Genomic DNA, 25,711 nt, shown 5'->3' with positions numbered 1-25,711 from the left:
GTCGCACCGCCGTCACGTCAAGTCACTTTCGGGGAGAATCCTGCGAAGACTCGTCAGAATCTTCATCTTTCCCACCCGGTGTGACCGGCTTGCGCCAGGCCTCCCCCTGCTCAGGCACCACTCCGGCCGACCTGAGCACATTGAGAATCCCCGCACCGAACCCCAGCAGAATGAAAACGACAAGCCCGAGGGGCATCGTTCCCAGCCACTGGTCCAGGAGCCAGCCAATCATGCCGCCCGCCACGATCCCTGCAATGAACTCCGAAGAGAGCTTCATTGCCTGTGCCATGCCGGCCGTCGAACTGCGGCTCGCCTTTGCCTCTGCGCGTATTTCGCTTTGGCGGCGCTCTTCCAGCAGCTGATTGAGCTTCTCCCGTCGAGACGACAGGTCAGCTTCGGAAATTTCAGAGGATCCTTCTTTGGCATCCCCTTGTTGCGGCGAACGGTCCATAGGCCCCTCACATTCAACAAAGGAAACGCCGGTCCTCCGTCGCCCCCTTAAGCCGGGCGCACAATAGTCGGCACCACCTGCCCTGTCAAGAACATGGGTTAGGAATTCAACTTATTGAAACGATTGATTTTTCTGCTTCCGCGAACAAGTTCCAGCACGACTTTTCCGCGCCATTTGCCCTTGCCTTGCCACAGTTCGGTGCTGCGTCATACCGCGTCGCGGAATCGCTCTGCCGTTTCAAGGTCCACGGACACCAGCTGCGACACCCCGCGCTCGGCCATGGTGACGCCGAACAGCCGGTTCATCCGTGCCATGGTGATCGGGTTGTGGGTGATCACCACGAAGCGGGTTTCCGTACGTCTCGCCATTTCTTCCAGGAGGTCGCAGTAGCGCTCCACGTTGGCATCGTCCAGCGGCGCATCCACTTCGTCGAGCACGCAAATCGGCGCCGGATTGGTGAGAAACACGGCAAAGATCAGCGCCATGGCCGTCAGCGCCTGCTCCCCGCCGGACAGCAGCGTCATGGTCTGCGGCTTCTTGCCCGGCGGGCGGGCGACGATCTCAAGGCCGGCATCCAGCGGATCATCGCTGTCCACCAGCTGCAGTTCCGCCGTGCCGCCGCCGAAGAGATGGGTGAACAGCCGCTGGAAATGGCCGTTGACGATCTCGAAGGAGGCCAGCAGGCGCTCGCGCGCCTCACGGTTGAGGTTGGAGATGCCGGTGCGCAGGCGCTTGATGGCCTCGATCAGATCATCACGCTCGCGCGCAAGTGTCTCGCGCTGGGTGTCGATTTCCGCCAGCTCGTCATCGGCGCGCAGGTTCACCCCGCCCAGCCGCTCCCGCTCGGCCTTGAGCCGCTCCAGCTTGCGCTCCATGCTTTCCGGGTCCGGCAGCGGTGCGCCTTCGGTGAAGCCTGCCAGTTCGGGCAGCTGGATCAGCGGCACATCCAGCGCCTCGGAAATGCGGCCGATGACCGTCTCCACACGCTCGCGGGCAGCAGCCACACGCTCTTCGGCGCGCACATGGCCTTCGCGGGCGCGGAACAGCACCTCCTGCGCCTCCCGCGCCATGCGGTCCACGTCCGACAGGGAGGCCTCGGCCTTCACAAGTGTGTCATCCGCCTCCTGCTTGGCGGCTTCCGCCTTGGCAATGGCGCTGAAAAGGTCGCGGCGGCGGATCTCGATGTCCTCCGGCGCCTCGATCAGTTCCTGCCGCTCGTCCTCCGCCTCGCCCATGCGGGCGCGCAGGGTTTCGATCTGGGAGGCGGCATTGGCGGCGCGGCTGCGCCAGCTTTCATGCTCGCGGGCAATCGCCTCCAGCCGCCGGTCGCGCATCTGCTTTTCACGGGCGATACCATCGGCCATCACCCGCGCTTCGGACAGCGCGCTGCGGGCTGCGGCCAGCTGGGTGTGAAGCTGATGGATTTCCTCCGTCAGCCCGCCCGAATCGGGCAGCTCCTCCAGCCGTTCAGCCGCTTCCTCGACACGTTCGGCGGCTTCTTCGGCTTCGGTAGACAGGCGCCGGGCCAGATCCTCTGCCCCTTGCAGGCGCAGCGCCAGCTGGGAGAGCACCCGCTCTGCTGCCATCAGCGCTTCACGAGCCTCGCTCAGCGCCTTCTGATGATCGCGCAACTGCTGGCGTGCCGCCTGTTCCCGGTCTGCTGCCTGCTGCACACGGGCAGAAGCCGCCTCCAGCGCCTCGCGGGCGGTCTCCACCCGTTCTCCGGCAATGCCGATTTCACCGGCCAGCGCCGCCAGACGGTTGCGCTGCGCCAGCCGCTGGGCAGCGGGCGTCGGGGCGTCAGCGGCAACGGTGAAGCCATCCCAGCGCCACAGGTGCCCCTCGCGGGAGACAAGCCTCTGGCCGGGCTTCAGCAGCGCCTGAAGACGCGGGCCCTCTTCAGCCGGAACCACACCAATCTGCGCCAGACGGCGGCGCAACTCGGCGGGAGCCTCCACCTCTGACGCCAGCGGGCTTGCGCCGGACGGCAGGGGAGAATCACCAGCCGCCGTACTTTCCGCCGTTCCGGACCAGCGCACGGGCGCGCCCTCGTCCAGCGAGGCTTCCAGATCATCACCCAGTGCTGCACCCAGCGCCGTTTCCAGGCCAGGCTTCACGGTCATGCGGTCCACCACGGGCGCATGCGCCCCGGCGGCCACCATGTTGAGCACGCTTTCCAGCGTGCGCGCTTCGGTCTCCAGCCGCTGCAACACACGCTCGGCCTCGGCCAGCGGCGCACGGGCGCCCTGCTCTGCCTCGCGGGCGTTGCGGGTGTCCTGCTCCGCCGTCTCCAGCCGCTCCTCGGCCTCCAGAACGGCGGCTTCGCACAGCTCCACCTCTTCGGCGCGCCCGGCAACGCCGTCGGCGGCATCCATCTCGGCCCGCAGCGCCTCATACATGCGCGAAGCCTCCGCGGACTGGGAGCGCAAGCGCTCGGCCTTGCCCCGCGCTTCATCCAGCGTGCGCTGCATCTGCTGGCGCTGCGCTGTCACCCGCGCTTCGGCGGCGGTCTTCTCGTTCAGAACCTCTTCGAGATCGCGCACCTTGCTGCCCGCGTCCTCGACGCGCTCTGCAGCCAGTTCGGCGCGTTCGGCGGCGGTTTCGCCCTCTTCCAGCAGTTCGGCCCGCTCTTCGGTCAGCCGTTCCAGAACCTCGCTGTTTTCCTCGATCATCCGCTCTTCGCGGGCAAGATCCTCTGCCAGCTGAACAAGGCGGCGGTTGAGGTCTACCAGCTTTTCGCGCACGCGCCGGTCTTCGGCATCCAGCTCGTTGCGGGCAATGACGAGCCGCTGCAAGGCAGCCCCGGCGCGCGCCGCAGCATCGCGGATCTCCGGCAGGCGGTGGGCCGCAATGGCCTGCGTCTTGGCGGCCTCTGTCTGTGCTTCCGCAGCCGCCACCACCTCGGCACGCGAGGCAGTGAACATGCGGTCCGCCTCTTCCAGACCTTCACGGGCCTCATTCAGGCGCAAGTAAAGGATCGCAGCTTCCGCTGAGCGGATCTCGGCAGACAGATTGCGGTAGCGCGAGGCCTGCCGGGACTGGCGGCGCAGGCTGTCGAGCTGGCCGTCGATCTGCACCAGCACGTCTTCCAGACGTTCGAGATTCTGCTCCGCTGCCCGCAGCCGGATCTCTGCCTCGTTGCGGCGGCTGTGCAGACCCGAGATGCCGGCCGCCTCTTCCAGGATCTGGCGGCGGGAGGTAGGCTTGGCCGAGATCAGCTCGCCGATCTGCCCCTGCCGCACCATGGCGGGAGAGCGGGCGCCGGTGGAGGCATCGGCAAACAGCAGCTGTACGTCACGGGCGCGCACATCGCGCGAGTTGATGCGGTAGACGGACCCTGCCTCGCGCTCGATGCGGCGGCTGACTTCCAGCATGTCGCTGTCGTTGAAGCCGGTGGGCGCCTTGCGGTCGGCGTTGTCGAGAAAGAGCGTCACTTCCGCAGTATTGCGGGCCGGACGGTTGAGGCTTCCGGAGAAGATCACATCGTCCATGCCGGAGGCGCGCATGTTCTTGTAGGAGTTTTCCCCCATCACCCAGCGCAGCGCCTCGACAAGATTGGACTTGCCGCAGCCATTGGGGCCGACAACGCCGGTCAGCCCGTCGCCGATGACGAATTCCATCGGCTCGACGAAGGATTTGAACCCGGCCACGCGCAGCTTGTTGAACTTCACGCCGCGCCTCCAACAGTGAGGAGGAGGGAACGATTGTTCTGATGGCAAGGCAGCTCCGCCCCCCTCCCCCAACGTGGGGAGGGGTAAGGGGTGGGGGGCTGTGAGCCTGCTTGTGTCCGGGAGGCACCGCGATTTCTCAAGCGAACTGTCAGGCCGCTGTTTTCCAGAACAGAAAAGCAGCGGAGCATCGAAATGCCGAGCCCCCCACCCCCAGCCCCTCCCCACAAGGGGGAGGGGGGCGAAGAGACAGCCGCAAAGCCGTGGTCACGCAACATCACCGCCACCGCCAGGGCACGGCTATCCCGTCCCGGCCAAACGGCCGGGCAGGCAGAAGCCATTACCCTGTCGAGCATTTCTGTCACGCGCATGCGCCCCCGGAAAGATGCCGTCCGCCCCAGGAGGCCGGATGGCTGCAGGACACGGCTCCCCAGCCATGCCCTTTGGCGCAGACTCCGGCTGACGAGAGGGGCTCTTGTCAAGGAAAAGCCGCTTCTGACCGCCCGGATCAAACCGCCAATTGCGGGAATAGCGGGGAAAACGGCAATAAAACGCCCCGCCGCAGACCGGCTGCGGCGGGGCGGAAGCTCAACTGGAGCCTTGCTCAACTGGCCCCTTGGGCTCAGAGGTGCTTTTCGATGACCTTGGCAAACTCGTCGAAGGAGGACGCGCCGACAATACGCTCGCCGTTGACGAAGAAGGTCGGGGTCGAATTGACACCGAATTCCTTGGAGGCCCGCTCCTGCACGGCGGTGATGCCATCGAGAAGCTGCTGGTTGCCGAGGCATGCCTCGAAGCTTTCCTGCGTGAAGCCGAGCTGCTTGGAGAAATTCAGCATCGCGTTATAGGGGTCCTGCGTGAAGGCCCAGCTACGCTGATCGGCGAACATGGCCGACAGGACGTCGAAATACTTGTCCTGCGGCGCGCAGCGGGCCAGCATGAAGCCACCGGAAGCGACAGGATCCAGCGGGAACTCGCGCATGATCATCTTGGCCTTGCCCGTGTCGATATACTGCTTCTTCAGCTCGGGCAGGGTGTTCTTGTGGAAGTTGGCGCAATGGCCACAGGTCAGGGACGCGTATTCGATGATGGTCACCGGCGCATCTTCGTTGCCGATCACCATGTCACCGAGGGGGCCCGGCTCCATCAGCTTCGCAACATCTGCCGATTGGGCAAAGGCCGGGACGGAGGTTGCCAGGGCGGCGGCAAAGGTGGTTGCGGCGGCGCTGGCCAGAAGCTGTCTGCGGGTAAGGTTCACGATCATATCCTGCCTGATACTGTTTGGCGGTCGCAGTCATGTGCCCGCTTGCAAGGGACACGTCAACCGGACAGTGCAATTGTGGCAGCAGTGGGAAACACACGTGTCCGTGATATCGAAAGACTGCCGCAGCGGCAGAAAACCGCATGGCAAGCGGTGTTTTGTCCTGTTGAAGGCTCTGCTCAGCTGCCGGAGGAGCGGGCGATGACCTGCTTGCCAAGGGTCTCCAGCGCCTGGCGCAGGCCCTTGTGCTCCAGCCCGTCAAGCTTGGCATCCAGCTTCTTCTGTTCGTCATCCGTCAGGGCGCGCAGGGCGGGCCGCTGCTTCTTCACCGGCACGGTCACCGGCTTCTGGACGATCCGGATGCGGCCGATTGCAGCCCAGCCGAAATAGGCGTTGATGCGCTCCAGCACGATGGGCATGTCATGGGTCAGCATCAGGGCCGTTGCGCCATCGGTGTTGACCACAAGCGTTGCGGGCTCCGGCACGCCCGAACCATCCCGTTCCGGCGTGCGCGGCCAGATCAGCCGTTCGGGCCGCACCCTTTCACCATAACGGTCGCCAACGATGTCCGGCCAGCTGGCCACCAGATCAGCCGAGGCAAAGCCGCGCTTGCGGAAGACGGGCTCCATCGCCTTGCCGATCAGATCGGCAAGCGGGCGCGACTGCACCCGTCCCTGTCTGCCTGATCCGCCCAAGCTGCTCATCGGTCTGCCCAATTCCTTCTGCGGCCGGCGCATTGCGCCTGCATGTGCCTGTCAAACTCCTCCTTGCAGTTTGCGCCGAAATCAAGACCAGCCTCTTAACACCAGAATGGCGGGGCATTTTCACCTGCTTTTCCCCAGCTCCCGCACTGGGGCAGCCTTGATTTACCGCCGCTCCCGGCCAAGCTTTGCGCCATGGACGCATCATCTCCGCCCCTTCTGCAGGATCAGGCCACCGCTCAGCGCGCGCGAGAGCTTCTGGCCTGGTACGACCGCAACGCCCGTGCCCTGCCCTGGCGCGTGCCCCCGCATGAGCGGACGGTGGGCGTTGTCCCCGATCCCTACAGGGTGTGGCTGTCGGAGATCATGCTGCAGCAGACCACCGTTGCAGCCGTGAAGGACTATTTCCTCGCCTTCACCGCCAAGTGGCCGAAGGTCACGGATCTGGCAAACGCCGAGACCGATGACGTGATGAAGGCATGGGCCGGGCTCGGCTATTATTCCCGCGCCCGCAACCTCAAGGCCTGCGCCGAAAGGATCGCGTTTGAGCTTGGCGGCCGTTTTCCCGAGACCGAGGAAGGCCTGAAGGCGCTGCCCGGCATCGGGCCCTATACGGCGGCAGCCATCGCCGCCATTGCCTTTGACCAGCGCGCTGCCGTGGTGGACGGCAATGTGGAGCGGGTGTTGTCGCGGCTGCATCTGATCGAAGAGCCGCTGCCCGGCGCAAAGCCCGCCATCCGTGCGGCGATGGATGCGCTGACCCCTGAAAAAAGGCCGGGCGACTTTGCCCAGGCCGTGATGGATCTGGGCGCCACCATCTGCACCCCGCGCCGACCCGCGTGCGCCCTGTGCCCCTGGAGCGCGCCTTGCGAGGGCCGCCGTCAGGGCATTGCAGACACCCTGCCCCGCAAGGCGGCCAAGGCGGAAAAGCCGACGCGGCGGGGCGCAGCCTTTGTCATGCTGCGGGATGGCGATGGCGCGCTGACCCTGCGCAAGCGCCCGCCCAAAGGGCTTCTGGGCGGCATGGCCGAAGTGCCCGGCACGGTCTGGAGCACGGATTTTGCCGAAGAGACGGCGCTTTCAGCCGCCCCCGTCAAGGCCCGCTGGCACCAGCATCTGGGCGTTGCCACCCACACCTTCACCCACTTCCATCTGGAGGTGACCGTCTACAGCGCCACATTGCCTGCCGGCACGCCCCTGCCCGAAGGCTGCTGGTGGTCAGAACCGGGCGATGTGGAGGGCGAAGCCCTGCCGACCGTGATGCGCAAGATCATCTCGCACGCCCGCCGGTGAGGCCCTGCGAACGCGGCTATTTTCCCTTATCGATCAAGGCTTTGCGATTCCTCTTGCTTTTTCCATGCCGTCAGGATTGATCGCGCACCATTTCGCGTCGATCAGAAAGTCATCGGCACATGTTCAAGCATACTGTGAAGGACGTTTTCACCCCTGCCGAATGCGCAGAGATCATAGCCCTCGCCGAGAATGCGGAGATGACGGACGGGGGCTTGGTCGGCGGTGTGCAGCACACCATCCGCCGCGCACGGATCTCCTGGCTCGATGATCAAGGCAGCGCTGCCTTTGTCATGGACCGCATTCTTGCAACGGTCGCTGCGGCCAACCGCGAGGCCTTTCAGTTCGACATCACCGATTTCAAGGAGCGGCTGCAGGTCGCCGCTTATGACGAGACGGATGAAGGCCACTACGACTGGCATTCCGACATCGGCGACGGCGCCATCGCCCGCCAGCGCAAGCTCACCATCGTTGTTCAGCTGACACCGCCCGCGCTCTATGACGGCGGCAGCCTCGATCTTGATCTGGGCAGCACCAAATGGTCAGCACCGAGAGAACAGGGCTCTGCGACGCTTTTTGCCAGCTTCATGCTGCACCGGGTTACCCCGGTCTCAAGCGGGCGGCGCTATTCACTGACCTGCTGGTGCCATGGGCCATCCTTCCGTTGACACCCATTGTGAAGATACCAACGGGAAAAATGAGGAACCTCAACCGGAGGGGCTGGACAGCCACTGTAGAATTATTCTAATGTAGATCCAGTTCAACCCCGCTGAATGAAGTGAGTCTCATCATGAAGGGCAATCCCAAGGTCATCGACTGCCTCAACGAGGCCCTGTTCCTCGAACTGGGCGCCATCAACCAGTATTGGCTGCATTACCGCCTGCTGGATGACTGGGGCTATACGCGCCTCGCCAAGAAGGAGCGCGCCGAGTCGATCGAAGAGATGCAGCATGCGGACAAGATCACGTCGCGCATCATCTTCCTGGAAGGCCATCCCAACATGCAGAAGCTGGCTCCCCTGCGGATTGGCCAGACCATCAAGGAAGTGCTCGAGTGTGACCTTGCCGGCGAATATGACGCCCGCACCTCCTACGCCAAGTCCCGCGAGATCTGCCGTGAGGAAGGCGACATCGTTTCCATGCAGCTGTTCGAAGAGCTGCTGAAGGACGAGGAAGGCCACATCGACTTCCTCGAAACCCAGCTTGAGCTGCTCGGCCGCATCGGCGAAGAGCGCTACGGCATGCTGCAGGCAGAACCGGCCAACGAAGTCGGCGAATAAGTATCAGGCCCCAAAGATCATTCAGAGATCCCAAGAAGCGCGCTGGCCCCGGCCGGCGCGCTTTTTTGTTTGGTGCCATTCTGTTTCCGGAAAGCCAGCCGCCCACACCGCGCCGTCCCGGACGCAGCGTAGCGAAGATCCGGGACCCGTCAGGCGGTCACGGCCTCGGATCCCTGACAGGTCCCGGCACAAGGCCGGGACGGCGCGGGTGGATGCTCAGAGGAAACAACTCGAGCCGCTTGCGCGGCGTCATCATCAGCTGGCGCGCTTACGCGGCGCGGGTGCAGGCATGCCCTGGAGAACTTCGGCGCGGACGGGGCGCGGCGGGGAGAAGAGATGCCCCTGCGCCATGGAGACATCAAAGTCCAGAAGCTCCAGCACCTGCGATTCCGTCTCCACATGCGAGGCAATCAGCGTCATGCCGTAGCGGTGCAGCAGATTGCCGAAATCGCCCGGATGGATATGCCCGTGATCGGAGCTGCGGCGGCCGATGAGATAATCCGCATGCAGCTTGGCATAGCGGAACCCGCGCTCGGCCAGTGACTTGAAGTCCATCTTCAGGTCATGGATCTGGTCGATGGAGAAATGGAAGCCGATCTCGGCGAGAGCGCCGAGGCTTTCCATCTCCACAACGCCCATCTGCGCCACATCGTCCTGCGTGAACTCGAGGATCAGCAGGTCGCTGAAGCTCTTGTTGTTGCGCACGAACTCCAGGAAGCCGGGAAAGAACGTCTCGTCCGCCAGCGAAATGGAGGAGACATTGCAGAACAGGGCTGCATCGCGGTTGCGTGTCGTCAGGCGGCGGATCACCTGCACGGAGCGGAACAGCAGCAGATTGTCGATGCGCGGGATGAGGCCCGAGCGGATCGCCTCCGGCAGGAAGACGGCCGGCTCCAGAACCTGGTCGTTGCCGTCTCTCAGGCGCGTGAAGGCTTCATAATATTTCACCCGGCGCTGCGGCAGGGTGACGATCGGCTGCAGGAACAGATCCACCCGGTTGGCATTCAGCGCCGAGCGGATCATTTCGCGCATGGCCGGATCGGTCTTTTGCGAAACCGGGGCCTGCGGTTGGAATGCCGGACGAGCCGGCTCCGGCTCGTTGCGGAAGCCGGGCTGCTCGAAACCGCCGAACACAGGCTCGATCCGCCCGCCGGGCATGTGCTCGGGTTGATGCTGATGCGGCTGGTGCGGCGCGTGCTGCGGCTCCGGCTGGCGCTGCGGCTCGGGAGCGTGATGCCCCTGATGCTGCGACTGATAGGCCGGCTGCTGCTGCGCGGCATAGGCCTGCGGCTGCTGGGGCGCATCCTGATAATAAGGCTGCTGGGCGTAGGCCGGCTGCTGATACTGAGGCTGCTGGGGCGCAGCCAGCTGCGGCTGCATGTGCTGCGGCGCCTGCTCATAAGGCTGGCCATGATAGGCAAGGCCCTGCACGGGAGCCGGGCCGCCAATGGCGCGCTGGTCCTCGATGCGGGTTTCCATGTCGGACATGGCTTCCGCCATCTGCTTGACCAGCGTACCCAGCACCTCGATCTCGGCAAACAACGGATCGATTTCCTCACGGGTGCGGCGCGGAATGGTGTGTTCGACGCCCGTCAGACGGCCTTCGAGGTTGTTGACGTCCTCATCCAGCTCCAGCAGCCGGTCTTCCAGACGTTCGACAACGTCGCTGACCTCGCCCCGGTCGCGGCCACGGCCCAGCACCACCTGCACCACGATCATGGTGCACATCAGCGCAAGCGACAGCGACAGCGCTTCCCCCGGCGGACGGCCAAACTGATAAACGAGCACAGCGGCGGCCGACAGGGCAATCACGCCCATACAGATCAGAATGATGATGGTCGCTAAACGCCCCATGCCTTTGGCCGCACTACCCCGAATCAATACTCTGTTAACGATTTTGCCCGAAAGCCGCTGTAGTTCCGACTCCGCAAACCCGCCTTTACGGGGAAAACTTTGCCTAGTTCTCATTAAAGCGCATTAATAATGGTTAACAGTGCGGCGCTGCGGCCTTCCTGCAACGCAACAACGGCCAGCCGCAAAAACCCTTGCAATTCGCTGCGAGAGCCATAGCCTTATCCCCAGGGGCTGAAACGGGAGGCCCGCTATCTCTTGAACAAGCGGGGAGATTGGCGGAGTGGAAGGACAGTCGGCCAGTGAACGGGAACCGGAAGCGCGCCTTGCCCGCGCAGGCGGTACCGTTCGGCCCGCATCCGGCACCGGCAACAGCCCGCAGCCAGCCGTCAACCGTGACCTCGTCCGCCTCGCCCTGCACAAGATCACCGGCAGTCCGGAGTTCTCGGCATCCCAGCAGCTGCGCCAGTTCCTGACCTTCGTGGTGGAAGCCTCCATCGCCGATCCGCCGGTCCCCCTGAAGGGCTACACCATCGCCACGCAGGCACTGGGGCGGGACGACAGTTTCAACCCTGCCACAGACCCGATCGTCCGGGTGGAGGCGGCAAGACTGCGCAAACGCCTTGAGGATTATTATGCGGGCACCGGACACAGCGATCCGGTGCGCATCATCATCCCCAGGGGCAGTTACCAGCCCGGCTTTCACCTCATGCCCGTGCCGGAATCCGGAACTGCCCCCGAAACGAAGCCGGAGGCAGGGTCAGAACCGCCCCTCCCCGCCGATCCAGCGCTTACGCCTCCCACCTCTTCCGCAAAGTTGCTGGAAACACCGCAAGCGCGCAGCTTTCCGGCCGTTCTGCTGCGCCCGGCGGTGTTCTTTCCGCTGATGGCGATCGCCTTCGCCGCAGGTTACGCCGCCGCACACCTTTAGCCGGTTCCAGTCATCGAAAGCACCATCATATGGTGTGGCTCTGGCCGGGGCCGCACGGCGCCGGAGAAAATCCCGCAGAGAAATCAACCATGAAACCCTGAGCCCCCGGCCGATTGGATGGCGTTGCCGTCACTATTTACGAGGCTGACAACGCTTTGTTTACCACGTTTGCACAACACTCAGCCGACAGTTCAGACAAGACCTGCCTGAAGACATCTGACAAGAGCGGGAGTAACCCGGGGATGGGGAGCCTTCCGGACCTCACAAGGTCCATTCATGTGCGCGTTCTTGACGCAAGCCCGGCGGATGCAACCCGTGCAGCCACGGTCTGTGCGCGGCTGAGCGGTGCTGTTGCCGAGCCGCTGGTCTATTCGGACCCGCGCCAGTGCCTCGATGCGCTGAGCGACGCTTCGGCCGATGTGCTGATCATCGACATCGAGACGGCCGGCGGAGACGAGGCGCTTGCCCGTTTTGCCGTGCGCAGCCCCGGTGCGATCATCATCGCCACCAGTTCCCACGGTTCCGTCACGCAGGCCATGAATGCCATGCGCGCCGGAGCACACGACTTCATCGCCAAGCCCTTCACGCTGGATGCCTTGATGAGCAAGGTGCAGGCCCAGCTCGATGGCCGCCGCCCGCAGCTTCAGCCACAGTCCGCACGCCGGGATACCCCGGCCATGCGCCAGATGGATCCGGCCTCCCGCGCGCCCATCGGCCGCTTCACCGGCACATCACAGCTGATGACGGGCGTCTACAATCAGATCGGCCGTCTTGCGCCGTCTGATGCCCCGGTCTTCATCACGGGTGAATCCGGCACGGGCAAAAGCCTGTGTGCCGAAGCGATCCACGTTCTGTCCGGCCGGGCCGGCAACCGCTTTGTCTCTATCAACTGCGCCGGGCTTTCGGTGGAGCGGATCGACACGGAGCTGTTCGGTGATGGCAGCGAGGCCTATCCTGGCGCCACGGCACAGGCGGCCGGGGGCACGCTGTTCCTTGATGAGGTGAACGAGCTGGACCTGTCGCTTCAGGCCAAGCTTCTGCTGCTGCTTCAGGACAAGGGGCTGGCGAAGCCGGAGGACGGCGCGCCGTCCAGCCTGCGTATCATGTGCTCGTCCAGCCGCGATCCATTGGCGGAGGTCGCAACAGGCCGTCTGCGCGAAGACCTTTATTACCGGCTGAACGTGCTGCCCGTGCATCTGCCGCCCCTGCGCGAACGGCGCGAGGACATCCTGCCGCTGGCACTGGAGTTCCTGACCCGCTTTGCCGGAGAGGACCGCAGATCCTTCCGCGGCTTTGATGCCGATGCGGAAGCGCGGCTTGAGACTTATGCCTGGCCCGGCAACGTGCGCCAGCTGGAAAACACCATCCGGCAGATCGTGGTGATGAACAACGGCACGGCGGTCACCTATGACATGCTGCCACATTTCATCCGGGAGGCCTCGGCCCGCGCCCGGCTCGGCAGCGATGAAGCCCGCGAGCGCCGCCGCCCCGCACGCGGCGCCCGGCCGCTGGCTGCCATAGAGCCCCTTTGGGCGCAGGAGCGGCGGATCATCGAGGACGCGCTGGATGCCTTTGACGGCAATATCGCACTGGCTGCTGCAGCGCTCGAGATCAGCCCCTCGACCATCTACCGCAAGAAGCAGTCCTGGTCGGAGCGTTCTGCCGCCATGTGAGCGCAGGCAGAGCGGCGCAAGACCCCCGAAAGTCCGAAAACCCGAGTCCTCCGGCCAATCAGCCGGAGGATTTTTTCGTTTGGTCCGGCATTGACAAGGCCCGCAGGCGCTCCTAAATCGGGGGCTGTTAGCACTCGCTGTTGAGGAGTGCTAACAAGACGCGGGGCAACCCGCGATCTCTCGAGCCATCAACATTATGGATTGCGTGCTGCTTCATATGGGGGCACGCCGCATGAGAGGAAAGAGCCAAATGACGTTTCGTCCGCTGCACGACCGTGTCGTTGTTCGTCGCGTAACCTCCGAAGAGAAGACCGCCGGCGGCATCATCATTCCGGACACCGCCAAGGAAAAGCCGCAGGAAGGCGAAGTCGTCTCCGTCGGCGCTGGTGCCCGCAAGGACAACGGCGAACTGATCCCGGTTGACGTTAAGGCTGGTGACCGCGTGCTCTTCGGCAAGTGGTCCGGCACCGAAGTCAAGATCAACGGTGAAGACCTGCTGATCATGAAGGAATCCGACATCATGGGTGTGATCGCCTGATCAGGCGGACCTCCGGATTTCACTGACATCAACCCAAATTAGAGTGAGACGATAAAATGGCTGCCAAGGACGTAAAGTTCGGTGCTGATGCCCGCGAAAAAATGCTGCGTGGCGTCGATATCCTCGCAAACGCTGTCAAGGTGACCCTCGGCCCGAAGGGCCGCAACGTGGTCCTCGACAAGGCCTTCGGCGCTCCGCGCATCACCAAGGACGGTGTGTCGGTTGCCAAGGAAATCGAGCTGGAAGACAAGTTCGAGAACATGGGCGCCCAGATGGTGCGCGAAGTGGCCTCGAAGACCAACGACATCGCCGGTGACGGCACCACCACCGCCACCGTGCTGGCCCAGTCCATCGTCAAGGAAGGTGCCAAGGCTGTTGCCGCCGGCATGAACCCGATGGATCTGAAGCGCGGCATCGACCTCGCTGCTGCCGAAGCCGTGAAGTACCTGGTCTCGGTTTCCAAGAAGATCACCACCTCTGAAGAAGTCGCTCAGGTCGGCACCATTTCCGCCAACGGCGACGTGCAGGTCGGCAAGGACATTGCCGAAGCCATGCAGCGAGTCGGCAACGAGGGCGTGATCACCGTCGAGGAAGCCAAGTCTCTCGAGACCGAGCTGGAAGTCGTCGAGGGCATGCAGTTCGACCGCGGCTACCTGTCCCCGTACTTCGTCACCAACGCCGAGAAGATGCTCGCCGAACTGGAGAAGCCCTACATTCTCCTGCACGAGAAGAAGCTCTCCAACCTGCAGGCCATGTTGCCGGTTCTCGAAGCTGTGGTGCAGTCGGGCAAGCCGCTCCTCATCATCGCTGAAGACGTCGAAGGCGAAGCTCTGGCGACCCTCGTCGTCAACAAGCTGCGCGGCGGCCTCAAGATCGCTGCCGTCAAGGCTCCGGGCTTCGGCGACCGCCGCAAGGCCATGCTGGAAGACATCGCCATCCTGACCGGCGGCACGGTGATCTCCGAAGACCTCGGCATCAAGCTGGAGAGCGTCACGCTCGACATGCTCGGCCGCGCCGAGAAGGTCTCCATCTCCAAGGAAAACACCACCATCGTTGATGGCGCTGGCTCCAAGGACGACATCGCTGGCCGCGTTGCACAGATCAAGGCGCAGATCGAGGAAACCACCTCGGACTACGACCGCGAGAAGCTGCAGGAGCGTCTGGCCAAGCTGGCTGGCGGCGTCGCCGTCATCCGCGTTGGCGGTGCAACCGAGATCGAAGTGAAGGAAAAGAAGGACCGCGTCGACGACGCCCTGAACGCGACCCGTGCGGCCGTCGAAGAAGGCATCGTCCCGGGCGGCGGCACCGCGCTCCTGCGCGCCAAGGCTGCTGTCGAGAAGCTGTCCTCCGACAACGCTGACATCCAGGCCGGCATCAAGATCGTCCTGCGCGCTCTTGAGTCCCCGATCCGTCAGATCGTCGAGAACGCCGGCGTGGAAGGCTCGATCGTCGTCGGCAAGATCCAGGAGAACAACGACGTCTCCTTCGGCTTCGACGCTCAGACCGAGACCTATGTCAACATGATCGAAGCCGGCATCATCGACCCGACCAAGGTCGTGCGCACTGCCCTGCAGGACGCCGCTTCCGTCGCCGGTCTGCTGATCACCACCGGCGCCATGGTTGCCGAGCTGCCCAAGAAGGACGCTCCGGCAATGCCGGGCGGCGGCATGGGCGGCATGGGCGGCATGGACTTCTAAGAAGTCCATCAGCCTCGAAATACGGAAAGGGCGGCCCTCGGGCCGCCCTTTTTGCATGGCCGCCCATCAGACTAAGTCTTGAACCCGCTAGCGCGGGTTTGGGGGGCGGCATGGACTTCTAAGAAGTCCATCAGCCTCGAAATACGGAAAGGCCGGTCCTCGGGCCGCCCTTTTTGCATGGCCGCCCACAAATCCCCTACCGGATTATATTCACATCCCTCCCCCGCAAGCGTCCTTCAAGGCAGGGCAGTTGGGGCCGGGATGGTCATGAATATTCAGGAAATTCTCGCCGAGAGGTCGGTCTGGACCTCGGACTTCATGGAAGCCACCGCCCATCTTGGGGCGCATGTGGCGGAGCCGTTTCTGACGACGGTCAATCTGGTGACGATCCACCAGATGACGCGGTCGGCCAAGATCGGGCTGGTGACAGCCTGGCAGGAGGACCCCGGCCTTGCGGAGGATCTGGGGGCGAGCTGGGCGTGGAGCCTGGAGGACCGGCACTATCTGGTGCGCGCCCTGCGGCTGGAGCGCGAGCGGCATCTGGGACTGAGCTATTTTCCCTTCGAGGTTGACGGCATCCGCAGCCTGATCGCGGCGGCAGAAGCCGCCTCACACGGCCACCGGCACGTGCATCCGGTCTTCGTGCTCTACACCAGCTTTACCGGGCCAGAGCACCGCATGAACGAAGGCTGCCTGTTCATCGATGCGCGGCGGATGCAGGACTTCCTGTTCAACCGCAACCGGCTGACGCTCCGCCCGGCCATCGTCACGCTTGAGGAGGCCCGGCATGCGGGCGCCCGGCCCTGGTACGAGATGTTTCCGCTGAAGTGAGGCGGGATGCTCACGCGCCCTGCCCTGCCTGCGTCAAGGCAAGAGACAGACCAGCGCAGGGAGCAGTCCATGTCTCTTACCGACGTTCTCAAGACCCAGTCCACCTGGACCTACAACATCATGAAGGCCTCATCCAATCTGGGCGAGGTGATCCGGGAAGACGCGATCACGAGTGTCAATCTCGCCGTGATCAATGATCAGTCGACCGGCCAGAATCTCGGTCTCGGCACGACAAGCCTTCAAGGCGCCAAGCTGGAGATCGAATTCGGCGGCGACTGGATCTGGAACTACAAGGGCTCCGTCCTGCTGGTGCAGGCGAAGAAACTCGATGTCGTGAACAGGTTCCCGTTCTACACGATCGACATCAACCAGATGAACACGCTGATTGCCACCACAAAGAACGGCTACTTCGGCGATAGCCCGGCCATCGGGCTCTACGTTTTCTACAACAGCTTTTCGGACGAAAACCCGGCCGATTTCGGCTGCACGATGATCAATGCCACAACGCTGCAGACACAGCTGACGCTGACGGGCCAGATCAACCAGAAGACGGCGCAGGTGTCTCCTACTCAGATGAAGACGGCCGGCTGGGCCCCCTGGTGGCAGATCTTTGCGTGATCGGCGTCATGAAGACCGGCCCGGCCTTCGCGCCGGGCCGGACTGATCCTTGTTTCTCAGCCCCGCGCCGGAATATTGACCGCCTTCTGGCTGGCCGGGCGGGCCATGCAGGCTTCGAACCAGCGCAGCACGTTCTTGCGGGTGGCAAGGTCCACGTGCTCTGCTGCCTCATAGAAGCCGGAGAGGGTGCGCAGCCAGGGCCATGAGGCCATGTCGGCGATGGTGTAGTCCGCGCCCATGATGAACTCGCGGCCCTCAAGACGCTGATCGAGCACACCCAGCAGGCGCTTCACCTCGTCGCGGTAACGCTCGAACGGGCGGCGGTCCTCATATTCGCGGCCCGCGAATTTGTGGAAGAAGCCGAGCTGGCCGGACATGGGGCCAAGACCGCCCATCTGCCACATCAGCCACTGGATGGTCTCATACTTCCCGGCCGGATCCTCCGGCAGGAATTGGCCCGTCTTTTCCGCCAGATAGATGAGGATGGCACCCGATTCCCAGATGCCGAAAGGCTTTCCGTCCGGGCCATTGGGGTCGATGATGGCGGGGATCTTGTTGTTCGGGTTCAGCGACAGGAACTCGGGCGTCATCTGGTCACTGGAGCCGAAATCCACCAGATGCGGCTCATAGGCAAGGCCCGCTTCTTCCAGGAAGGCGCTGACCTTGATGCCATTCGGCGTCGGCAGGGAGTAAAGCTGGATACGGTCAGGATGCTGGGCCGGCCACTTCCGGGTGATCGGAAAATCCGCAAGGCTTGTCATGTTCGGGCTTTCGCTCTTGTGCCAAAGGGCGGGAGGGGAGATAAGACGCGAGGCAGAGCACCCCGCTTGTCTAACTTAAGCATCCTGTCCGCCCTGCCAAGACCGTACCCTGTCAGAATTTCCAAACCTGCGGCTGAGAAGCGGCCACATATCACGAGAGGCCCTTGCCATGATGGATGAAGACCGCGTCGTGAATCTGGAAATCGGCCTTGCCCATGCCATCCGCACCATCGACGACCTCAACGCCGTGGTCATCGAGCAGGGCAAGCAGATCGAGCGGCTGACGCGCAAGCTGAGGGAAATGACGGACCAGATCGACGAACTGATCGAGACGGGCATTTCCGCCCATCCCGTCACCCGCCCGCCGCATTATTGAGTGCGAACACTCAATTGTTCACGAAGCCATCGATCATCGAGACGATGGACTGGCTTTGCGCGGTCTTCGCATTGGCATTCGGGTTCGTCACCGGGAACAGATTGAAGAACTCACGGGCGTAATATTCGTTACCGCTGGCGATTTGCGGACCTGCGACATCATAGTTGTTCGTCGCAAAGGACGCATTCTGCTGGTATTGGCCAAGCCAGTCATACTTGTTCCAGATCGTGGCACCAGCCACATTGCCAGCCAGAGAGGCAAAGTTCTGGCCGGCGTACCAGTTGGCAAGCGCGGCTGGTGTCATCAGCGTATGGCCCGTATGCACCTGGTTGCGCGCCGTGGGCACCAGCGCAATGCTGGCGGCATAGGCAGCTCCCGTGCCCTGCGCCGTCGCAACCTGATTGGGCTGAATGCGGAAATCCATCAGACAGAGCGGCCGGAGGCGCTTGTTGATCTTGGATGGAAAGAACGAACTTTCCCAACCTGCATTCTTGCGCGCCCAGAATGTGCCCTCAAGCGCCCCTGCATTCACATAGTAGAGGCCGGTCGGGCCCGTTGCCTGCGACCGCCCATTGATGTCCACCAGATCGCCTGTCGTGATCGCCTGCGCATTTGCAATCATGGCGGCAATCGTCGCCTGAAAATCAGCAAGGGAAACGCCGAGGCGGACAAAGACATAATACTTGCTCTTGTAGACCGGCCCCTGAACCTGCTGAAGACTGGACGAAAGCGCCGTACGCGGGTTGGTGATCTGATTGATCATCCCCGCCACCGCAAAATAGACGCGCGTGCGGGCCGTAGTCGCCAGAAAGCCAGCCTGATGCAACGGCCTGAACCGGGTCGTATTGTCCGACCCCGCCAATCCGTAATAGGTGCTTGGCAACTGAGTGCCCTGCAACACGAGATGGTCCTCGTAGTTGCTGCTTTCCGCCCGCGGATCCAGCCGCACGGTGCCGAAGCCCGCATTGTTCGCATCGATCATCTGCAAGGTGGCATCGGTCTGCTGGGGCATCTGACTCTCCCGGAAAGGGCGGCGGCTCGGCCGGATTTTCGCTCTGTCAGCTAGACGCAGAGCGGGAGGCAGACGTGAAATTCCCGCTGATTGACCCCGCAAAAGGTTTGTGCCATAAAGCCCGCATCATCAAGAGAAGGGCTGGCGCCCTCGCCAACCTGCCCGGCCGGGCAAGGTGGTCCCCGCAAAGGGATGTGGCCATGGGGAAACCCAGGGCAACCAAGCGGTCAGAACGTCAATGCGCCAGTCCTCCTCGGGCAACCGAAGGAGGATTTTTTAATGTCGAGAAGAGAGAGTAACGCCGTGAACGCATCCGTCCAGATTGTCCTGGCCGGGGCACAGCTGAAGGACCTGGCCGCACCTGCCGCCCGTTCTTCCCTGACCGCCTCGGAGTTTTATGTCCTGCAGCGCCTGCGTCAGTTGAAACTGACCGCCGCGCTCCGCCGTACACATGCGCCGCTGACCTCAGAGATGCGCAAGACACGGGTGGAAGGGCTGATCGCACTGTGGAACACAGGTTGTTCCAAAGCGGTCGACGAGAGCCTTTACGCCGATCTCGAGCGTCGCGCCCGGCAGAGCTTTCCCGGCTGAACCGCCGCGGAACCCGTTCCCGAACCACGCTATTTTCACGTGCCATGGCTGAAAAGCCTTGCGCTTCGTGCTGTTCCGCCTGCCCCCAAACAGGCCACAAGCCGGTCAGGACTGCCTGACCGGCTTCTTCTTTCTGTTCGTCATGGCAAGACGAAAGTGGAGAGGCTTTCACCAATGGACTGATGCCAAGGCTTTCGATGCCGACGCATCACGCCTTGAAATCGCTCAGGCGCCGCACGGGCTTGACCGCCCCTCAATGAGCCCGGCTCACCCGGAGCTGACCTCAGCACTCCGCCGGAACCGGACGCGGACGGCCATCCTCATCCACGGCGACGAAGGTGAACATCGCTTCGGTCACCTTTTCCCGCTGGCCATAGCGGTGGCGCAGGGCCCAGGCTTCCATGTTGATTTCCATGGAGGACCGGCCGATCCGGCCAACGCGGGTGTAGATGCACAGCACATCACCCACATGCACCGGACGGATGAATTTCATCCGGTCGATTGCAATGGTCACAACGCGGCCACTGGCGCGCTGGCCGGCGGCAATGCCACCTGCAAGGTCCATCTGCGACAGCACCCAGCCGCCGAAAATGTCGCCCGAGGCGTTGGTATCGGCCGGCATGGCCATGGTGCGAAGGGTCAGGTCACCGGTTGGCTGTTCGGTTTCTGCGTCCGAAGTGGCTGTCACATGGCTCTCCATGAAAGACGGTGGGGAGGAAAATCAGAGGGTTGCTGCCTGCTTGAGCACTTCCGGGCGCTCGAGGCAATAATAGCCGGAAATGCGGCTGATCGTGCCGAGCCGCTTCCAGTCGTTCAGCACGCGGCTGACATTCTCGCGCGCAGCGCCTGCCATATTGGCGATCTCGGACTGGCTGAGCTTGTAGTGAATGAGGATGCGGCCGTTATCCAGCGGCTTGCCGAAGGTCTCCGCCAGCTGCATCAGCGTCTGAGCCACGCGGCCCGGCAGCGGGAGGAAGGAACGGGCGGCCAGAACATCGTTGGACTGGCGCAGCCGCTTGCCGACGATGGACAGCATGTGGCGGTAGAGCTGCGGATTTTCATCGGCAAAGCGCTCGAAAGCGGACTTGTCGATGAAGGCGAGCCGTGCCGCCTTCAGCGCCGTGACGGTGGCCGAGCGCGGCCGCCCGTCGAGAAGCGCCAGTTCACCCACCAGATCCCCAGGCCCCAGCACGGCGAGCAGCTGCTCATCCCCTTCGACGGACAGAATGGAGACCTTGAGGGAACCTTCCAGAATGGCGTAGCAGCCATTGCCCGGATCGCCGGTCTCGAACAGGATCGCTCCCTGGTTCACCTTCATCGGACGCGCCAGACGGGTGAGCCCGTCCGCCAGCTCTGACGGCAGCCCCTCGAGAGTGAAGCTGTTGTCGAGAAAACCCTTGAGATCCGACACGAGACGCTGCCCCTTGGCTCATGGCAGACACACGGCCCTGCGCCGCCCGCCTGCCCAGTAAAAATTGTCTACCCTGCCTCTGGCAATCTCGCAAAAACTGCCCATATCCACAATAGCAGACAGCGAGAGCTGTTTGCCTCCTCCCGAAGAACGGCTCCAGCCCCCACTGGAGCCGTTTCCGTTTGCGGAAGGCAGATCGAGGACTGGCAGGAGAAAACCGGCTGGTACACCTTCAGTAAAGGAAGATGTCCTTCTCTGCCAGTGTGTTGAAGAATTTGAGGCTTTTGAGCACGGCAAAATGCCGCTCGCGCCTTGCAAGCTCCGCCTTTGGCAGTTGCCGCCGCAGACGGTCATCGATGATCGCAGGCCGCGCCACGACGAAAGCCATTTCGGGAAGTCCGTCGAAGTGATGCCTCAGCGCCTCCTGCAGTTCCGCCTCGGTTGGCGGGTCCGGCAGCATGGGGCCGCTGGCCAGAACGGGGAAGCCAAGCTTCAACGCAAAGCGGCTGAAACGGCGCAGCGCCCGCCCTTCCCCTTGCGGGTAGATGAGAAGCGGACGGGTGGCAAGGCCCTCAGCCTCCACCGACCGCGCCAGCAGCCGCACCAGAGCCCGGTGGCGCATCAGGCCATCGGACAGGGTGATGAATTGCGGTTCAGCGCCGAAATACACGATGAAGCTGCGGAGCTGGGCAGCCATCTCCTCAAGGATGATTTCGTCGGGCAGCAGCCCGAAGCCTGCGCGGCGGGCGAACCAGCCGGGGCTGCGGAAGGATGGCCCCAGTTCCTGCTGCCAGCGGGGGCTCATCGGCATGCCGAAGGCGCCTGTCAGCGTCAGGGTCAGGCCAACCAGTGCATGACCTGCGCCGCCATCCACGACCTCGCGCAAGGGCGCATATTCACGCCGCCACAACTCGGAGAAAGCAAGACAGCCCACCGCGCTGAGGCGGCCCTGCGCCAAAAGCTCGCGGATCGCCCGGTCCGTGCCGAACGCGAAGCCATAATCGACTGCCGCCAGGGTGATCCGTTTCATTCCGCCCCCTACCCGCAATTTATCGCGGGGCACCATGCCTCTTTGCTAACCGCAAAAAGGCTTGGAATACAATCGGAAACAGAAATTCAGGCATAACCTCGCGGCATCAGCCTATTGCGCGGACATCCAGAGAGCGGGATCAATCGGCTCCAGCGGCGGGCCTTCCGGCTGATCGATGACATAGACCAAGAGGTCCTCAAGCGGCACGCCCTCAACCTTGCGCGTGAGGGTTGCCACAAGCTCCACCCGGCCAAAGGTCTCCGACAGCCGCTCGGCCGCATCGCGCCGTGCTTCGGTGACATAGAGCCCCGGCACGGAGAACAGCTCCGGCCCCGGCTGCGGCATCATCACATAGCGGATGCGGTCATTGAGCTGGATGACAGGGATCTCACCCCGGAAGGCAAAGGCCATCTGGCCATTGAGGCCGTAGCCCATGGTGGCGATGTAGCCCGCCCCTTGCGCATCAGCGATCTGGCGCAGTTCGTCATGAATTTCCGGCCAGCCGCGCATCTGGAACGTGGGGTCCTTGCGGGCGAACTTGCCGGTGAAGGGCGACACCGCATGCACCTGTACCGCAGTACCAAGCCCAAGCCCCAGCACAATCGCCACCGCTGCAAGCCTGCGCCAGAAGCGTGCTGTGCTTGCAGCCACAAACACCGCGGCCATGATGCAGAAGGCCGGGAACACAGGTGCCGGCCAGTTGCCCTGCACACGTGAATGCAGCGCATGGACGAGCAGATAGGCAAGGAACGGCAGCGTGGTCAGCACGATCAGCCCGGCGCCTGTCTCGCCCTTGCCCATGCGCCGCACCAGCTGCCACAGCCCGGCCAGCGCCGGAATGGCCACCAGCGGATTGAGCAGACCGAGGAAGGCGCCGATAAATTCGATGATGAACTTTTCCGTCCAGTCACCCCGCCCGGCGCGGCCGAACTGCTTGTAGAACGAAGCCCAGTCATGGCCCGCATTCCACATCAGCACCGGCGACAGCACGGCAAGAGCAATGAGCCCGCCCACCCACAGCTGCCAGGACAGGAACCAGCGGCGGTTGGCGGGCATCAGCAGCCACAGCACGATCCCGGCGCCAAGGAACAGCACGGAATATTTGGAGACGAGCCCAAGACCTGCGAATAGCCCAACTGCCAGCCACCAGTTGGCTTTTCCTGAAGCGGTGAGTTCCGCCAGAGCCCAGAGCGTCAGGCCCCAGAAGAACACGGAAGGCGCATCAGGCGTCGCCAGCACAGCACCGATGCCGACGAGCAGCGTCGCGTTGAGAAACAGCACGGACAGCCCGGCCACACGCGGGCCGAACAGCAGGAAGGCCGTGCGCCACAGCGCCAGCGACCCAATGGCCGCCGACAGGATGCTGACGAGCCGCAGCCCCAGAGCGTTGTCACCCGCAATCTGCTGGCCCAGCCAGATCCACCAGGCCACCATCGGCGGGTGGTCGTAATAGCCGAAAGCCGGATAGAGGCCCCAGAGCCGGTAATAGCCCTCGTCCTCGACGATATAGGCACTGGCCCCCGTCCACAGTCGCAGCGCCGTCAGCGCCAGCACCAGAAGGACAAGCAGCTTCGGCTGCAGCCACAGCGGCAGGTCTGCCACTCTTTCGCGGCCTGTTCCCAATGCGCCCGTCTGTCCAGCCATGATCACTTCACCCTCAGGACTTGCGCCAGGTCAGGACGGAGGAGGCAGCGTAATTCCACACCGCGCCCATCACCGCACCGGCAGCGCCCGCAATCCACCACACCGGCTCGTTTTCATAGATCAGGTTTGCGACGCCCACGTTGGCCAGCACGCCGACACTGCACACCGCATAGAAGGTGACGAGGCCACGCAGCATGGCAAGACCTGTCAGCCGCCGGTCGCGGTAGGTCAGCTGGTTGTTGAGGAAGAAGTTGGTGGTCATGGCGACGAAGGTCGCGGCAATCTGCGCCTGGTTGAAGTCCAGCTCCAGCGCCAGCAGCGACGCGCGCAGCGCCACCAGATGCACCAGCACGCCGCTGGCGCCCACAAGGCTGAACATGAGGAAGCGGACGGAGACCATGTCGCCCAGATACTTCGAGACCAGAAGGCCCAGATAATCCAGCGTCACCAGCGTATCGAGCTTGCTTTCCCCCTCCTGCCGCTCGCGGAAGACAAAGGGCAGCTCGCGGATGCGCAGGCGCCCCTCGCCGCTCGCCACGATGTCGAGCAGGATCTTGAAGCCTTGCGCCGAGAGGCGCGGAGCAAGTTCATCGACCACTTCCCGCCGCAGCATGAAGAAGCCGCTCATCGGGTCGGAGAGCGTCACCTTCAGCAGCTTGCGCGCCAGCGCGTTGGCGAAGTTGGAGCCCGCCTTGCGGATCGCGGACAGGCCCTCGCCGATATCGCCGCCTTCGACCTTGCGGCTGGCGACCGCCAGATCCACCTCGCCGGAGCGCAGCGCCGCCAGCATGCGCGGCAGCAGCGTCTCGTCATGCTGCATGTCCGCATCCATCACGGCCACAAAGGGGGCAGACGACGCCAGCATGCCTTCGACGCAGGCACCCGAAAGGCCCCGGCGGCCAACACGGCGGATGACGCGAATGCGCGGATCTTCGGCGGCAATGGCACGGGCTGCAGCGGCGGTGCCATCCGGCGAATTGTCATCGACGAAAATGACTTCCCAGGCCACGCCTTCCAGCGCCTTGCGCAGTGCCGCGATCACCAGCGGCACGTTGCCCCGCTCATTATAGGTCGGCAGAACCACCGTGAGTTCCGGCGCGGCGCCGCGTTGCGCCTCTGTCCGGTTCAGGCTCACATCCATGCGGAAAATCCGTTCTTCAATCATCTTGCGGCGGCCATCTGCCTGCCGGTCTGTTTGGCCGGGAACATAGCCAAAAGGCCGCCATTTGCAAGCGAGGCGCGGTTGACGCCAGCCTGCGGCCCCTTGCCGCCCGCGCAGCTTTTGCCGTGCCTTTGCAAAGGCTCGCCGCTAGACTGGCGGCCTGATCAGGAAAGCAGGCCATGACCTCTGTCGATATCCGCCCCGCCGTCACCCGCGTGCCCATGCATGAAAGCATCACGCGGGATGAGATCAACACGCTGGTGGACAGCTTCTATGATGCCGTGCGCACTGATGAACGCCTCGGCCCCATTTTCGAGGCCCGCATGGCCGGGCACTGGGACGCGCATCTGGAACGGATGAAGGGCTTCTGGGGCTCCGTGCTGCTGAAGACCGGCGAATACAAGGGCCGCCCGGTGCCTGCCCACCTGCCCATGCGCCAGGAGGTGGAAAGCGATGATTTCCGCCGCTGGCTCACCCTCTTCCGCGCCACCGCCCGCCACGTCTTTGCCGATCCGGAAGCTGCCGCCATCGTCATCCGCCAGGCCGAGCGCATCGCCACCAGCCTCTGGCTCGCCATGCTCGGCACCCCCTTCGACCGCCCGCCGGGATTTCTGTTCGGGGAGGAATAGGGGAGAAGGCACTCTCTTTTGAGCACAGCGCCCTTTTTCCACCTTGAGCTACGATATGCAGGCTTCGTGCATGAAGCCAGAGACAGATGGGGAAGGTCTGAAGTCTCGTTACTCCGGCACGGCGTTTCAGCCCCCCTCCCCCTGGTGGGGAGGGGCAAGGGGGTGGGGGGAAAGACCTTTCCGTCTGGCAAAGTCTCCATTGATTACAGACAGCTTCTCTTCCCCTCTCCAGCCTCTTCAGGAAAAGCTAATTTTTTCAAAATCTTGCGGACTCAGAGCCCCCCCACCCCTTACCCCTCCCCACGA

At 63.4% G+C, this 25,711-nt stretch carries 24 protein-coding genes and 1 riboswitch; of the genes, 12 read left to right on the top strand and 12 right to left on the bottom strand.

Features of this window, described 5'->3' with window-relative positions; all coding sequences use genetic code 11:
* Positions 1-22 precede the first annotated feature (22 nt).
* The 4 genes from AC0CMF_RS07145 to AC0CMF_RS07130 all read right to left on the bottom strand — a co-directional run bounded on the left by AC0CMF_RS07145 (position 23) and on the right by AC0CMF_RS07130 (position 6,084).
* Positions 23-451 (bottom strand): AtpZ/AtpI family protein, encoded by a 429-nt coding sequence (locus tag AC0CMF_RS07145; protein WP_122519391.1) that lies wholly within the window; start codon positions 449-451, stop codon positions 23-25.
* 206 nt (positions 452-657) lie between these two features.
* Positions 658-4,122 carry a chromosome segregation protein SMC gene (gene smc / locus AC0CMF_RS07140; RefSeq protein ID WP_374629987.1) on the bottom strand — a complete coding sequence of 1,155 codons (3,465 nt, stop codon included), beginning with the start codon at positions 4,120-4,122 and terminating at the stop codon, positions 658-660.
* Between the two features lie 619 nt (positions 4,123-4,741).
* The gene (locus AC0CMF_RS07135; RefSeq protein WP_058897860.1) at positions 4,742-5,383 is read right to left on the bottom strand and encodes a DsbA family protein; all 642 of its coding nucleotides are present in this window, start codon (positions 5,381-5,383) and stop codon (positions 4,742-4,744) included.
* Positions 5,384-5,559: 176 nt separating this feature from the next.
* A complete protein-coding gene (locus AC0CMF_RS07130; protein WP_374629779.1) occupies positions 5,560-6,084 on the bottom strand; it encodes a DUF721 domain-containing protein in 525 nt (174 codons plus the stop codon).
* A gap of 192 nt (positions 6,085-6,276) precedes the next feature.
* Here AC0CMF_RS07130 and mutY point away from each other — a divergent pair, with 192 nt between their 5' ends.
* From mutY to bfr, 3 genes are all read left to right on the top strand, one after another.
* Positions 6,277-7,374 carry an A/G-specific adenine glycosylase gene (gene mutY / locus AC0CMF_RS07125; RefSeq protein ID WP_374629778.1) on the top strand — a complete coding sequence of 366 codons (1,098 nt, stop codon included), beginning with the start codon at positions 6,277-6,279 and terminating at the stop codon, positions 7,372-7,374.
* 119 nt (positions 7,375-7,493) lie between these two features.
* The gene (locus AC0CMF_RS07120; protein ID WP_123193622.1) at positions 7,494-8,039 is read left to right on the top strand and encodes a 2OG-Fe(II) oxygenase; all 546 of its coding nucleotides are present in this window, start codon (positions 7,494-7,496) and stop codon (positions 8,037-8,039) included.
* 122 nt (positions 8,040-8,161) lie between these two features.
* The gene (gene bfr / locus AC0CMF_RS07115; RefSeq protein ID WP_019963179.1) at positions 8,162-8,650 is read left to right on the top strand and encodes a bacterioferritin; all 489 of its coding nucleotides are present in this window, start codon (positions 8,162-8,164) and stop codon (positions 8,648-8,650) included.
* A 255-nt stretch (positions 8,651-8,905) separates the two neighbouring features.
* Here bfr and AC0CMF_RS07110 read toward each other — a convergent pair whose 3' ends face one another.
* The gene (locus tag AC0CMF_RS07110) at positions 8,906-10,504 is read right to left on the bottom strand and encodes an EAL domain-containing protein (RefSeq protein WP_374629777.1); all 1,599 of its coding nucleotides are present in this window, start codon (positions 10,502-10,504) and stop codon (positions 8,906-8,908) included.
* A gap of 280 nt (positions 10,505-10,784) precedes the next feature.
* On the opposite strand from AC0CMF_RS07110, the gene AC0CMF_RS07105 reads away from it, so the two are divergent.
* From AC0CMF_RS07105 to AC0CMF_RS07080, 6 genes are all read left to right on the top strand, one after another.
* A complete protein-coding gene (locus tag AC0CMF_RS07105; RefSeq protein WP_374629776.1) occupies positions 10,785-11,432 on the top strand; it encodes a hypothetical protein in 648 nt (215 codons plus the stop codon).
* Between the two features lie 242 nt (positions 11,433-11,674).
* Complete coding sequence (locus AC0CMF_RS07100; protein WP_374629775.1) at positions 11,675-13,105, top strand: sigma-54-dependent transcriptional regulator; 1,431 nt, start codon at positions 11,675-11,677, stop codon at positions 13,103-13,105.
* Positions 13,106-13,355: 250 nt separating this feature from the next.
* Positions 13,356-13,643: a co-chaperone GroES gene (groES, locus tag AC0CMF_RS07095; RefSeq protein ID WP_019963183.1), complete on the top strand. Its 288-nt coding sequence runs from the start codon at positions 13,356-13,358 to the stop codon at positions 13,641-13,643.
* Positions 13,644-13,699: 56 nt separating this feature from the next.
* Positions 13,700-15,340: a chaperonin GroEL gene (gene groL / locus AC0CMF_RS07090; protein ID WP_050472022.1), complete on the top strand. Its 1,641-nt coding sequence runs from the start codon at positions 13,700-13,702 to the stop codon at positions 15,338-15,340.
* Positions 15,341-15,607: 267 nt separating this feature from the next.
* Positions 15,608-16,171: a hypothetical protein gene (locus AC0CMF_RS07085; RefSeq protein WP_374629774.1), complete on the top strand. Its 564-nt coding sequence runs from the start codon at positions 15,608-15,610 to the stop codon at positions 16,169-16,171.
* 69 nt (positions 16,172-16,240) lie between these two features.
* A complete protein-coding gene (locus AC0CMF_RS07080; RefSeq protein WP_050472024.1) occupies positions 16,241-16,789 on the top strand; it encodes a hypothetical protein in 549 nt (182 codons plus the stop codon).
* Positions 16,790-16,845: 56 nt separating this feature from the next.
* On the opposite strand, the gene AC0CMF_RS07075 is transcribed toward AC0CMF_RS07080, so the two are convergent.
* A complete protein-coding gene (locus tag AC0CMF_RS07075) occupies positions 16,846-17,550 on the bottom strand; it encodes a glutathione binding-like protein (protein ID WP_058897868.1) in 705 nt (234 codons plus the stop codon).
* A gap of 169 nt (positions 17,551-17,719) precedes the next feature.
* Between AC0CMF_RS07075 and AC0CMF_RS07070 the strand changes: the two genes are divergently transcribed.
* Positions 17,720-17,926: a SlyX family protein gene (locus AC0CMF_RS07070; protein ID WP_050472026.1), complete on the top strand. Its 207-nt coding sequence runs from the start codon at positions 17,720-17,722 to the stop codon at positions 17,924-17,926.
* Between the two features lie 10 nt (positions 17,927-17,936).
* Here the strand turns inward: AC0CMF_RS07070 and AC0CMF_RS07065 are convergent, their stop codons facing one another.
* Complete coding sequence (locus tag AC0CMF_RS07065; protein WP_374629773.1) at positions 17,937-18,938, bottom strand: hypothetical protein; 1,002 nt, start codon at positions 18,936-18,938, stop codon at positions 17,937-17,939.
* 121 nt (positions 18,939-19,059) lie between these two features.
* Positions 19,060-19,171, top strand: a riboswitch (SAM-I-IV-variant riboswitch).
* Between the two features lie 70 nt (positions 19,172-19,241).
* On the opposite strand from AC0CMF_RS07065, the gene AC0CMF_RS07060 reads away from it, so the two are divergent.
* Positions 19,242-19,529: a hypothetical protein gene (locus AC0CMF_RS07060; RefSeq protein WP_050472028.1), complete on the top strand. Its 288-nt coding sequence runs from the start codon at positions 19,242-19,244 to the stop codon at positions 19,527-19,529.
* Positions 19,530-19,812: 283 nt separating this feature from the next.
* Here AC0CMF_RS07060 and AC0CMF_RS07055 read toward each other — a convergent pair whose 3' ends face one another.
* The 5 genes from AC0CMF_RS07055 to AC0CMF_RS07035 all read right to left on the bottom strand — a co-directional run bounded on the left by AC0CMF_RS07055 (position 19,813) and on the right by AC0CMF_RS07035 (position 24,755).
* On the bottom strand, positions 19,813-20,229 hold the full coding sequence (locus AC0CMF_RS07055) for an acyl-CoA thioesterase (RefSeq protein ID WP_019963192.1): 417 nt from the start codon (positions 20,227-20,229) through the stop codon (positions 19,813-19,815).
* 21 nt (positions 20,230-20,250) lie between these two features.
* Positions 20,251-20,940, bottom strand: a complete 690-nt coding sequence (locus AC0CMF_RS07050; RefSeq protein WP_058897870.1) for a Crp/Fnr family transcriptional regulator — start codon at positions 20,938-20,940, stop codon at positions 20,251-20,253.
* A 232-nt stretch (positions 20,941-21,172) separates the two neighbouring features.
* Positions 21,173-21,970 carry a ChbG/HpnK family deacetylase gene (locus tag AC0CMF_RS07045; protein ID WP_374629772.1) on the bottom strand — a complete coding sequence of 266 codons (798 nt, stop codon included), beginning with the start codon at positions 21,968-21,970 and terminating at the stop codon, positions 21,173-21,175.
* A 111-nt stretch (positions 21,971-22,081) separates the two neighbouring features.
* Positions 22,082-23,614, bottom strand: a complete 1,533-nt coding sequence (locus AC0CMF_RS07040) for a glycosyltransferase family 39 protein (protein ID WP_374629771.1) — start codon at positions 23,612-23,614, stop codon at positions 22,082-22,084.
* A gap of 13 nt (positions 23,615-23,627) precedes the next feature.
* A complete protein-coding gene (locus AC0CMF_RS07035) occupies positions 23,628-24,755 on the bottom strand; it encodes a glycosyltransferase (RefSeq protein ID WP_050472253.1) in 1,128 nt (375 codons plus the stop codon).
* Positions 24,756-24,955: 200 nt separating this feature from the next.
* On the opposite strand from AC0CMF_RS07035, the gene AC0CMF_RS07030 reads away from it, so the two are divergent.
* Positions 24,956-25,405, top strand: coding sequence for a group III truncated hemoglobin (locus AC0CMF_RS07030; RefSeq protein ID WP_094462355.1), 450 nt, complete (start codon positions 24,956-24,958; stop codon positions 25,403-25,405).
* Positions 25,406-25,711 lie beyond the last annotated feature (306 nt).

The organism is Pannonibacter sp. CBAS1226 (assembly GCF_055685825.1).
This window is presented reverse-complemented; position numbering and strand designations above follow the sequence as displayed.